Genomic DNA, 10,405 nt, shown 5'->3' with positions numbered 1-10,405 from the left:
CGCGCCCCGGCGGCCGAGATCACGGTCTGGGAGCGGAACGCCCCCGAGGACGCGTTCGCCTTCCGCTTCGACATCGTCCGCACCGAGCACGGCGTGATGCAGCTCCACGCCTACCCCTACAGCGCGGACGCCAGCACCTTCGTCGTCGAGATGCGCGAGGAGGTGTGGCGGGCCGCGGGCCTCGACCGGCAGGCGCCCGTCGCCGCCTGCGAGCGGCTCTTCGCGCACGTCCTGGACGGGCACCGCCTGTTCGGCCGGGCCGCCGCGCACTGGTCGTCCTTCCACACCGTCACCAACACCCGCTGGCGGGAAGGCAACCTCGTGCTGTTCGGCGACGCCGCGCACACCGTGCACTTCTCCACCGGCTCCGGCACCAAACTCGCCATGGAGGACGCCGCCTCGCTCGCCGCCGCCCTGCACCGGCACCCCACCCTGGACTCCGCCCGGTGCGGTCCGTACCCAGTGTCTCGTGCGCTCGTGCGGCGTAGGCGCAGGGGCTGACGGGGCGTCAGGTCGGGTTCAGGCCGGCGGTGGTGGCGGCGGTGTGGAGGAGGGTGTCGACCATGGTGGGGGTGAGGCGGCCGGTGTAGGTGTTGCGGGGGCTGACGTGGAAGCAGCCGTAGAGGTGGAGCGGGGGGCCGGTCGTCGGTGGCGGGGAGGACGGCGTGGGCGCCGTGGCCGAAGACCGGGCGGGGGCGGGGGACTTGCCAGCCGGCGGCGGCGAGGGCGGGGAGGACGGCCTGCCAGGCGAAGCCGCCGAGCGCGACGACGGCGCGGACGGTCGGGCGCAGGTACTCGAACTCGCGGACGATCCAGGGGCGGCAGGTGTCGCGTTCGGCGTTGGTGGGCTTGTTCTCCGGCGGTGCGCAGCGGACCGGGTCGGTGATCCGGACGCCGTGGAGTTCGAGGCCGTCGTCGCGCCAGGTGGAGTGGGGCTGGGAGGCCAGGCCCAGGCGGTGCAGCGAGGCGTAGAGGAGGTCGCCGGACGGGTCGCCGGTGAAGATCCGGCCGGTGCGGTTCCCGCCGTGCGCGGCGGGGGCGAGGCCGACCAGCACCAGCCGGGCGTCGGTCGGCCCGAAGCCGGGGATCGGCCGCGCCCAGTAGTCCTGGTCCTGGAACGCCCGGCGCTTGACCCGGGCCGCCTCCTCGCGCCAGGCGACCAGCCGCGGGCAGGCCCGGCAGCCGACCACCAGTTCGTCCAGCTCGGCCAGGCCGTGCACGCGTTCGACCAGTTCGGAGGGCTGTTCCGCGGCGGGCAGGTCCATGGCCCCGATCCTACGGGCGCGGAACGGGGAGTCGGCGGTTCGTCGGTAGGTCGTCGACGGGCGGGAAAGCGGTTTCCCATTGGGGCGGCGGCGGCGGAGGCGGCCGGGTGGGGCCGGGTGCGGAGTAGCGTAGAAGTACAGGTCTGCGTCCCGTACGGGTCGAGGTGACGGCGATGATCGTGGTCGACGTGGTGATCGTGCTGCTGTTGGTGCTGGCGGTGTACGCCGGGCTGAGCGTGCGCATGGTGCAGCAGTACCAACTCGGGGTGGTGTTCCGGTTCGGCCGGGTGCTGGACGAGGTCCGGGCGCCCGGGCTGGTGCGGATCGTGCCGGTCGCCGACCGGCTGCGGCGGGTGAACGTGCAGATCATCACGATGCCGATCCCCGCCCAGGAGGGCATCACCCGGGACAACGTGACCGTCCGGGTGGACGCGGTGGTGTACTTCAAGGTGGTCGACCCGGTGAAGGCGATCGTCAACGTGCAGGACTACTCCTTCGCCATGTCGCAGGTCGCCCAGACCTCCTTGCGGTCGATCATCGGCAAGAGCGAACTGGACGACCTGCTGGCCAACCGCGAGCCGATCAACCAGGGCCTCGAACTGATGCTGGACAGCCCGGCGTTGGGCTGGGGCATCCAGATCGACCGGGTGGAGATCAAGGACGTGGCACTGCCCGAGTCGATGAAGCGCTCGATGGCCCGGCAGGCCGAGGCGGACCGGGAGCGGCGGGCCCGGATCATCACCGCGGACGGCGAGTTCCAGGCGTCCGCGCGGCTGTCCGAGGCCGCGAAGGTGATGGCCGCGACCCCGGCCGCGCTGCAACTGCGGCTGCTGCAGACCGTGGTGGAGGTCGCCGCCGAGAAGAACTCCACGCTGGTGCTGCCGTTCCCGGTCGAGCTGCTGCGCTTCCTGGAGAGCTCCACCGAACGCAACGCCGCGCAGGCCGTCGAGGCCACCGAGGTCGCGGCCCAGCTCGCCGAGGCCGAGGAGGGTGCGGAGGACTCGCCAAACGTCGAGCAGCTGGAGCTGCCGCAGGTCGCCGCGGCCGCCGAACTCGGCCTCCCGAAACACCCGTTGGACGTCGCCCCGCGACACGCGGCGTGACCGGCCGGGTGGCCGGAGTGGCGGTCGGCCGACCGGTGCGGCCAGCGGTGGCGGCCGTCCCGGTGGCCGGGCCAGCATGGAAGAGGCCAGAGGACGAAGACGGCCAGTGGACACCAGGCTCGGGAGGTCCGGCCATGACCACCGCGAAAGAGATCATGCACCCGGGAGCGGAGTGCGTCACCGGCGAGCAGACCCTCGCCGACGCCGCCCGGATCATGCGCGAACGCGACGTCGGCGCACTGCCGATCTGCGGCGAGAACCAGAAGCTGCTGGGCATCGTCACCGACCGGGACATCGTGCTGAAGTGCGTCGCCGACGGACGCGACCCCAGCACCGTCAAGTGCCTCGAACTCGCCGCCGGACGGCCGACGATCATCGAGGAGGACGAGGACGCCGACCTGGTGCTCGAAGTGATGGAGCACCAGCGGGTGCGCCGCCTGCCGGTGATCAACCACCCCGACCACAAGCTGGTCGGGATGATCAGCGAGGCCGACATCGCCCGGCACCTCCCGCAGGAACGCCTGGCGGAGTTCGTCACCGCGGTCACCGCCCGCTGACGGCCACGGCACGGACCGCGACCGCCGTACAGGCCGGGGCACGGACCACGACCGCCGCACCAACCCCCTTGGCGTGAGCCCGGATCGGCGGTGCGACGGTCGCGGCGGCGCGGTGCCCGCGGGTCAGTGCAGGTACTGCTTGGGCAGCTTCGCCAGGAACTGGTCCGCGATCACCTGGTAGCCGGCGTCGTTGGCGTGGATGTCGCCGCGCGCCATGTTGGTCCACTGCATGATCCGGGCCACGTTCAGCGGCACCTGCTGGCCGCCCAGCGGTACCAGCGGGGCGAAGGACGTGGTGTCGAACGCGCCCGCCACGTCGGCGGTCGGGACGCGGTGGCGCGCGTCCACCGTCTCGATCACCGAGTTGAGCGCGCCGGCCAGCGGCACCGAGGCGGTCGCCATCGCCTTGCCCTGATCGCCCGTCATCCAGGCCGCCAGGAACGGGTCGTACAGGTTCATGCCGACGATCCGGGTGTGCGGGCCGGCCGCCTGCTGGAGTTCGCCGAGGATGCGGTCCAGGCCGGTGCGGACCTGTTCGATGCCGTTCATCGCGCACGGCAGGTCCAGCGAGCCGCCCGCCGCGCAGCGCTGCACGTCGTTGGCGCCGATGTCGATCGTCACCAGCACCTCGTCCTTCCAGTGCGCCTTCAAGTAGGCCACCGCCGCCTCCAGTTGGGAGCCGCCGAAGGAGTGCGGGTACGGGCAGCCGCCGTTCGCCATGGTGCCGGTGGTCTCGCCCGGGCAGCCCAGGTCGGTGAACTCGAACGGGCGGTGGTCGCGCGCCGCGCGCTCGCCCAGCGTCGCCGCCAGGTCCTGCGCGTAACCGCGGCCCACGATGTGGCCGCCGGTCGGCGTCGACTGGTAGCCGGCCGCCAGCGAGTCGCCGACCGCCAGGTAGTACGCGGTGCGGTGCTGCCCGCCCGGCGCCGCCGACGCGGGAACGGCCGCCGCGCCGGTCAGCGTCAGAGCGGCGAGAGCGGCCGCAACGAGCGAGCGGCGGCGGGGGATCGGGCGCATGGAGCCTCCAGGCGGCGAATGATCGGGATCGCACGGACCAGGGGAGGCTACTGCCCGGTACGCCCCCAGGAACAGGGGTGTGCACCGGGCAGTGGCGGACCGGGGAAGCCGGCCCAGGAAGCCCACGGGGAGAGTCAGCCCGGGAAGGCGTAGACGGTGGTGGCGTGCGCGACCGGGTCATCCGGCGCGTCCGGTGCGGTCAGCGTGATGTCGGCGAAGGCGATCCGGCGGCCCAGCTTGGTCAGTCGCGCCGTCACCAGCAGGTCGGTGTCACGCGCCGCCCGCTGGAAGGTGATCGACTGCTGGACGGTCGTCATCGGCCCGAAGCCGCCCAGCGCGGAGGAGACCGCGATCACCGTCGCCGTGTCGGCCGCCGCCATCATGGCCTGCCCGGACAGCCCGCCGCCGTCCCGGGCCAGTTGGTCCGACCAGGGCAGTCGCAGCACCGCGTGCCGCGGCCCGGTCTCCACCACCGAGAGCCCCAGCGCCTGCACCCACGGCGCGAAGCGGTCGGCCAGGATCCGGTCGCCCTCGGCGAGTTCCAGCGGGCGCTTGGCGGCGGCCTCCTCGGGCGGGGTGGTCGCGGTCGTGTCGGGGGCTGCGGGCGAGGGCGTCGTCATGGCGTGATCGTAGGGGTGGCCCGTGACGCAGCGCCATATCCCGAGCGCACAGCGTTCACCGGGTCGTGGGCGGGAGCGCCGCGAGGCATGGTGGTGGGGTGGACGTGCGGCGGAGTCTGGCGGGACTGCGGAGCGAGTGGCGCACCGGACACCTGATGGTGCTGCTGCCGCTCGGCCTGATCGTGCTGATCTCCGTCATCGACATCCTGATCTCCCCGACCATCCACCTCGGCCCGCTGCTGGTCGTCGCGCCCGCGATCACCCCGTCGTTCGCCGGCACCCGCCTGACCGTCCTGGTCGGCGTGCTCGCGCTGATCGCCCAGACCGTCATCGCCGCCCTGCACGGCGGCCTGTTCACCGCCAACCACCAGGCGCAGATCGTCGCGCTCGCCCTCGTCACCGCCGTCGTGGTCGCGTACTGCCGGGTGCGCGAACGGCACGGACTCGAACTCACCCGGGTCCGCAGCGTCTCCGACGCCGTGCAACGCGTCCTGATGCGCCCGCTGCCGGACCGGGCCGGGCCGCTGCGACTCGCCACCCGCTACCTGGCCGCCGCCGACGAAGCGCACGTCGGCGGCGATCTGTACGCGGCGGTGCGGGTCGGTCGGGCCACCCGGCTGCTGATCGGGGACGTCCGCGGCAAGGGGCTCGGGGCGGTCGGGGACGCGGCGGCGCTGCTCGCGGCCTTCCGCGAGATCGCGCACCGGCACGAGGACCCGGCACGGCTGGCCGACGCGCTGGAGGCGTCCTACCAGCGCCACCTCGCCGAACTCGCGGACAGCGGGCAGGAGATCAGGGAGAACTTCGTCACCGCGATCGTGCTCGACCTGCCGGACGACCGGGCCGTGATCAGGCTCGCCGACTGCGGGCATCCGCCGCCGTTGCTGGTCACCCCCGAGAGGGTGCGGCTGCTGCCCGTTCGCCGGGCCGGACCGCCGCTGGGCATGGGCGAGCTCGCCCCGGCGGCGCGCCAGACCGAGGAGTTCGCGTTCCCGCCCGGCAGCACGCTGCTGCTCTACACCGACGGCGTCACCGAGGCCCGCAACCACGAGGCGACCTTCTACCCCCTCCCGACCCGCGCCACCCAGCTCACCCCGGCCCCCACCCCGGAGGACTTCCTCGACCGCCTCCGCCACGACCTGCTGGGCCACGTGGGCGGGCGGTTGATGGACGACGCGGCGTTGATTGCGGTGGTGCGGGACGGGTGAGGGGCGCTGCGCTGTGCTGGTGGGGGGCGAGGTCGGGGAGGGGTGAGAGGGCGCTGCGCTGTGCTGGTGGGGGGCGTGGTCGGGGAGGGGTGAGGGGGCGCTGCGCTGTGCTGGTGGGGCGTTCAGAGGATGCGGCGGGGGCCCCGGGGCTGGGGTGTTACGGGGACGGGATGAGGTGGGTGAGGCGGGTGGCCAGCCAGGGGCGGCGGCCGGTGGCGCGGAGGTGGCCGCGGGCGATGGCGAGCCATTGGGGGGTGCGGTGGAAGGCGACGAGGAGGAAAGCGACGGGGTCGGCGGAGACGCGGCAGTCGGGGGTGCGGGGCGGGGTGTCGCGGGTGACGGTCAGGGCGGCGTCGCGGAAGGTGAGGAAGAGGCGGGGGCCGCGGCGGACGGTCAGGTCGAGGACGAGGTCGACGTCGCGGGCGGCGGCGCGGTCGAGGGCCAGCGGCATCATGATCGGCATGGCCTGCCCGAGGACGAGCGCTGCGTGCTCCGGCGGGATCCGCCAGGGCGTGCGGGTGGCGCGGGCGATGTCCCGGCCGTGCACCAGGCATTCGCTGAGCAGCAGGCCGGTCGCAGCCGCGACGGTGAGGGCCGGCCGGGCCCGTACCAGGGGGTGGCGACGGGGGTCTCGGGGGCGAGGTCCGCGGTGGCCCGGAGGAAGCGGGCGGTCCGGGCGGCGACGAACCCGGCCGCGTCGCCGTCGAGTTGCCTGCCGAGCATGGTCACGGCGCGGCCGTTCACGACGGCCATCCGCGGGCCGAAGGGCAGGTCGGCGGTGGGCAGCAGTTCGTCCCAGTCCACCGTGTCCTCGCTCGACACCGAGGAGCAGTAGGCCAGGAACACGGCCGCCACGTGGGCGCCGACGTCGGCCACCGACCAGCCGGGCAGGACCGGGCGGGCGCCGGACTCGCGGGTGGATTGCAGGAGATGGACCAGGCGTTCGGCGGTGGAGGCGAGCGCGGCGCGGGTCCGCCGGTGTTCGGCGGAGGGATCGTGGTGCTCGGCCATGGCGGCTGCTCCCGGTGGGGGTGGGTGAGCGGGACCGGAAGGTTACCGCCTGGTAGGGCGCGGGGGAAGGGCACGTCGCGGTGGACTGCCGGACCGGCGCGGGCGGGGCGTGGATAGGCTGGCCCGGCTCCCACGCCCCACCGTTCCGAAGGACCAGCATGCAGCCGATCACCGACCGTCCGATCCGCTGGGGCATCCTTGCCACCGGCGGCATCGCCACCTCCTTCGTCGAGGACCTGGCCGCCGTGCCGGGCGCGCAGGCCTTCGCGGTGGCGTCCCGTCGGGAGGAGTCTGCCCAGGCGTTCGCCGAGCGGCACGGCATCCCGCGCGCGTACGGCAGTTGGCAGGAGTTGGCGGCCGATCCCGAGGTGGACGTGGTGTACGTGGCCACGCCGCACTCGGCGCACCATGCCGCGGCGAAGCTGCTGCTGGAGGCGGGGAAGGCGGTGCTGTGCGAGAAGCCGTTCACGCTGAACGCCGCCGAGAGCGCCGAGTTGGTCGCGCTCTCCCGCAAGCGCGAGGTCTTCCTGATGGAGGCCATGTGGACCTACCTGGACCCGTCCGTGCGCCGGATCGTCGAGCTGATCGGTGACGGTGCGATCGGTGAAGTACGGTCCGTGCAGGCCGAGTTCGGTTTCGTCGGGCCCACCGACCCGGAGCACCGGCTGTGGGATCCGGCGGCCGGCGGCGGCGCGCTGCTGGACCTCGGCGTGTACCCCGTCGCGTTCGCCCAACTGCTGCTCGGCGAGCCGGAGTCCGTGCAGGCGACGGCCCGGCTGACCGAGCGCGGCGTGGACGCGCACACCGGTGTGCTGCTCGGGTACGGCAGCGGGGCGACCGCGCTGCTGTCCTGCTCGCTGGAGGTGCAGTGCGGTCAACGCGCCTCGATCCAGGGCGAGTCGGGCCGGATCGAGATCGAGCGGGACTTCTTCCACCCGGCCGGCTTCACCCTGCACCGCGAGGGCCGCGAGCCGGAGACCTTCCGCGGCCCGGTCGTCGACGGCCACGGCTACGGCCGGGAGGCGGCCGAGGTGATGCGCTGCCTGCGGGCCGGCGAGACCGAGTCCGCGCTCGTCCCGCTGGACGCCACGCTCGCCGTGATGCGCACCCTGGACGCGGTGCGGCAGCGGATCGGGGTGCGCTACCCCGGCGAGTGAGGCGCCCGGCGGGTGTCCTGCTCCGGCCGCTCGAAGGCCCGGAGCAGGACCTCGGCGAGGTGCAAGGGCCGGGCGGACGGCTCCAGTTGGGTGAGCTGGGTGCGGCAGCTGAGGCCGTCGGCGAGCAGCAGGGTGTCGGGTTCGGCGGCCCGGACGGCGGGCAGCAGGGCGCGTTCGGCGAGGGCCACCGACACCTCGTAGTGGCCGCGCTCGAAGCCGAACGCCCCGGCCAATCCGCAGCAACCGGCGTCAAGTTGACGGTTCGTCAGGCCGAGCCGCGCGGTCAGGCGCTGGTCGGCTGCGGTTCCCAGGACGGCGTGCTGGTGACAGTGCACCTGGGTCATCGCCGCCCCGCCGAGGGTCGGCAGGGCGACCTCCCGTTCGTCCAGGAACTCTGCCAAGGTGCGGACCCGGGACGGGAGTTCGGGTTCGCCGCCGAGGAGCTTGGGCCAGTCGCCGCGCAGCGTGGCGGTGCAGGAGGGCTCCAGCCCGACCACCGGCAGGTCCGGCGGCAGCCGGCGCAGGGTGCGGCGGATCACCCGGCGGGCCGCGCCGAGTTGGCCGCTGGCAACCAGCGTCAGCCCGCAGCACACCAGGCCGGAGGGCAGCTCGACCCGGAAGCCGAGCCGCTCCAGGACCTGGACGGCGGCCACCGCCGGTGCGGGGTACAGCAGTTCGGACATCGAGTCGGGCCAGAGCAGGACCGCCGGGGCGGCCGGGTCGGCGGGGTGCGCGGCCCGGTGGTCGCGGAACCAGGCGGTGAACCGGCGCTCCGGGAGGGCGGGGAGGGCCCGTCGGGGGTCGATGCCGCCCAGCCGTTTGAGTGCCGCGCCGGTGAGCCGGCCGCGCAGCACGGCGTTGGCGGCGCGGGGCGCGAGGTGGGCCAGGCGCAGCCAGAGCGGCAGTAGTCCGAGTGACCAGTGGGCGGCCGGTCGGGGCCTGAACCGGTAGTGGTGGTACAGGAATTCGGACCGGTAGGTGGCCATGTCCACCTGCACCGGGCAGTCGCTCGCGCAGCCCTTGCAGCCCAGGCAGAGGTCGAGCGCCTCCCGGACCTCCGGTGAGCGCCAGCCGTCGGTGACCAGTTCGCCGCGCAGCATCTCGCCGAGCAGCCGGGCCCGGCCGCGGGTGGAGTGCCGCTCCTCCTGCGTCACCAGGTAGCTCGGGCACATCAGCCCGCTCGCGGTGTCCACGCACTTGCCGACGCCCACGCAGCGGTGCACCGCGTTCAGCAGGCTGCCGCCGTCCTGCGGATAGGCCAGGGTGAGCGGCAACTCCCGTCCGGCGAAGCGGAGATCGGCGTCCAGCGGGCGCGGGTCGACCAGCAGGCCGGGATTGAGCAGGCCGTCCGGATCCCAGATCCGCTTGAAGCGGGCGAACAGGTCGATCACCTGCGGCGGGAACATTCGGGGCAGCAGCTCGGCCCGGGCCTGCCCGTCGCCGTGCTCGCCGGACAGCGAACCGCCGTGCGCCACCGCGAGATCCGCCGCCTCGGTCAGGAACTCCCGCATCGCCTCCGGCCGTTCGCGCAGCGGGAAGTCCAGCCGCAGGTGCACGCAGCCCTCGCCGAAGTGCCCGTACGGCACCCCGCGCAGGCCGTGCCGTTTCAGCAGGGCCCGCAACCGGCGCAGGTACGAGCCGAGTTGCTCGACCGGGACGGCCGAGTCCTCCCAGCCCGGCCAGGCCGCGCCGCCGGGCGTGCCGTCCGGGCCGGGCGGCAGGCGGGTGACGATGCCGGCGCCGGCCTCCCGGATCGACCACAGCGCGCGCTGCTCGCCCGGGTCGGTGACCAGCGCGGCCGTCGCGGTGCGCTCGCGCCGTACCGCGTCGGCGAGTTGGCGGGCCCGGTCGGCGGCCTCGGCCGCGGTGTCGCCGCCGGTCTCCAGGAACAGCCAGCAGGCGCCGGCCGGCAGCCGGTCCAGCACCGGCGGGCGCGGGCCGGCGGCGAGCAGCGCGGCGACCAGGTCGGCGGCCATCCCCTCGCAGGTCAGCGGCCCGAGCGGCAGCAGGGCGGGCACCGCGTCGGCAGCCGCCGTCTCGTCCGGGTAGCCCGCCACCAGCAGTGCCCGGTACGGCGGTTCGGGCACCAGCCGGACGGTCGCGCCGAGCAGCAGGGCGCACGTTCCCTCAGTGCCGGTGACGGCCCGGACCAGGTCGTGGCCGCGCTCGGGCAGCAGCGCGTCCAGCGGGTAGCCCGAGCCGCGGCGCGGGAGCACCGGCATGGCGCGGCGCAGCAGGGCCAGGTTGTCGGCGGCGAGCGCCTGCAACTCCCGGTGCAGGCGGCCGAGTCGGCCCGGGGCGGCGGCCAGGGCGGCCCGCTCGGCGGGCGGCAGCGGGCCGCTGACGGTCAGTTCGGTGCCGTCGGCGAGCAGCAGGTCGAGGCTGTGCAGGTTGTCGGAGGTCCGGCCCCAGGCGAGCGAGTGCGAGCCGCAGGCGTCGTTGCCGATCATCCCGCCGAGCGTGCACC

At 74.2% G+C, this 10,405-nt stretch carries 10 protein-coding genes and 1 pseudogene; 5 read left to right on the top strand and 6 right to left on the bottom strand.

Features of this window, described 5'->3' with window-relative positions; all coding sequences use genetic code 11:
• Window positions 1-501, top strand: a 501-nt coding sequence (locus KCH_RS01215; protein ID WP_035858214.1) for an FAD-dependent monooxygenase, incomplete at its 5' end; no start/stop codon positions are given.
• Window positions 502-508: 7 nt separating this feature from the next.
• On the opposite strand, the pseudogene KCH_RS38935 reads toward KCH_RS01215, so the two are convergent.
• A pseudogene (locus tag KCH_RS38935) lies at window positions 509-1,265 on the bottom strand (uracil-DNA glycosylase).
• Window positions 1,266-1,438: 173 nt separating this feature from the next.
• Here KCH_RS38935 and KCH_RS01205 point away from each other — a divergent pair.
• Entirely contained in the window at window positions 1,439-2,368 is a 930-nt protein-coding gene (locus KCH_RS01205) for a slipin family protein (RefSeq protein ID WP_084223085.1), read from the top strand.
• Between the two features lie 134 nt (window positions 2,369-2,502).
• A complete protein-coding gene (locus KCH_RS01200) occupies window positions 2,503-2,925 on the top strand; it encodes a CBS domain-containing protein (protein WP_035858210.1) in 423 nt (140 codons plus the stop codon).
• Between the two features lie 123 nt (window positions 2,926-3,048).
• Here KCH_RS01200 and KCH_RS01195 read toward each other — a convergent pair whose 3' ends face one another.
• Together KCH_RS01195 and KCH_RS01190 are read right to left on the bottom strand one after the other, a co-directional pair.
• Window positions 3,049-3,942, bottom strand: a complete 894-nt coding sequence (locus KCH_RS01195) for an SGNH/GDSL hydrolase family protein (protein WP_051652601.1) — start codon at window positions 3,940-3,942, stop codon at window positions 3,049-3,051.
• A 134-nt stretch (window positions 3,943-4,076) separates the two neighbouring features.
• Window positions 4,077-4,562: a PaaI family thioesterase gene (locus KCH_RS01190; protein WP_084223083.1), complete on the bottom strand. Its 486-nt coding sequence runs from the start codon at window positions 4,560-4,562 to the stop codon at window positions 4,077-4,079.
• Window positions 4,563-4,660: 98 nt separating this feature from the next.
• Here KCH_RS01190 and KCH_RS01185 point away from each other — a divergent pair, with 98 nt between their 5' ends.
• Complete coding sequence (locus KCH_RS01185) at window positions 4,661-5,770, top strand: PP2C family protein-serine/threonine phosphatase (RefSeq protein ID WP_341865328.1); 1,110 nt, start codon at window positions 4,661-4,663, stop codon at window positions 5,768-5,770.
• A gap of 157 nt (window positions 5,771-5,927) precedes the next feature.
• On the opposite strand, the gene KCH_RS43710 is transcribed toward KCH_RS01185, so the two are convergent.
• Both KCH_RS43710 and KCH_RS01180 read right to left on the bottom strand, forming a co-directional pair.
• Entirely contained in the window at window positions 5,928-6,233 is a 306-nt protein-coding gene (locus KCH_RS43710; protein WP_244305076.1) for an SCP2 sterol-binding domain-containing protein, read from the bottom strand.
• Window positions 6,221-6,781 (bottom strand): hypothetical protein, encoded by a 561-nt coding sequence (locus KCH_RS01180; protein WP_244305074.1) that lies wholly within the window; start codon window positions 6,779-6,781, stop codon window positions 6,221-6,223. Before KCH_RS01180 ends, KCH_RS43710 begins: the two co-directional genes overlap by 13 nt.
• A 158-nt stretch (window positions 6,782-6,939) precedes the next feature.
• Between KCH_RS01180 and KCH_RS01175 the strand changes: the two genes are divergently transcribed.
• Window positions 6,940-7,938: a Gfo/Idh/MocA family protein gene (locus KCH_RS01175; RefSeq protein WP_035858208.1), complete on the top strand. Its 999-nt coding sequence runs from the start codon at window positions 6,940-6,942 to the stop codon at window positions 7,936-7,938.
• Here KCH_RS01175 and KCH_RS01170 read toward each other — a convergent pair.
• Window positions 7,923-10,405 (bottom strand): FAD-binding and (Fe-S)-binding domain-containing protein (locus tag KCH_RS01170; RefSeq protein WP_035858206.1); only part of this gene is annotated, 2,483 nt, incomplete at its 5' end. The two genes, KCH_RS01175 and KCH_RS01170, sit on opposite strands and share 16 nt — an antisense overlap.

Origin of the sequence: Kitasatospora cheerisanensis KCTC 2395 (genome assembly GCF_000696185.1) — a bacterium.
In the GTDB taxonomy this organism is placed as follows: Bacteria; Actinomycetota; Actinomycetes; order Streptomycetales; family Streptomycetaceae; genus Kitasatospora; species Kitasatospora cheerisanensis.
The sequence above is the reverse complement of the archived record's forward strand: the minus strand, read 5'-3'. Positions and strand labels throughout refer to the sequence as shown.

Excerpts from the sequence above, each read along its gene's own strand:
- KCH_RS43710 (WP_244305076.1), bottom strand. The coding sequence starts at position 6,233 with ATGCCGATCATGATGCCGCTGGCCCTCGACCGCGCCGCCGCCCGCGAC.
- KCH_RS01175 (WP_035858208.1), top strand. The coding sequence starts at position 6,940 with ATGCAGCCGATCACCGACCGTCCGATCCGCTGGGGCATCCTTGCCACC.
- KCH_RS01190 (WP_084223083.1), bottom strand. The coding sequence starts at position 4,562 with ATGACGACGCCCTCGCCCGCAGCCCCCGACACGACCGCGACCACCCCG.
- KCH_RS01205 (WP_084223085.1), top strand. The coding sequence starts at position 1,439 with ATGATCGTGGTCGACGTGGTGATCGTGCTGCTGTTGGTGCTGGCGGTG.
- KCH_RS01195 (WP_051652601.1), bottom strand. The coding sequence starts at position 3,942 with ATGCGCCCGATCCCCCGCCGCCGCTCGCTCGTTGCGGCCGCTCTCGCC.
- KCH_RS01180 (WP_244305074.1), bottom strand. The coding sequence starts at position 6,781 with ATGGCCGAGCACCACGATCCCTCCGCCGAACACCGGCGGACCCGCGCC.
- KCH_RS01200 (WP_035858210.1), top strand. The coding sequence starts at position 2,503 with ATGACCACCGCGAAAGAGATCATGCACCCGGGAGCGGAGTGCGTCACC.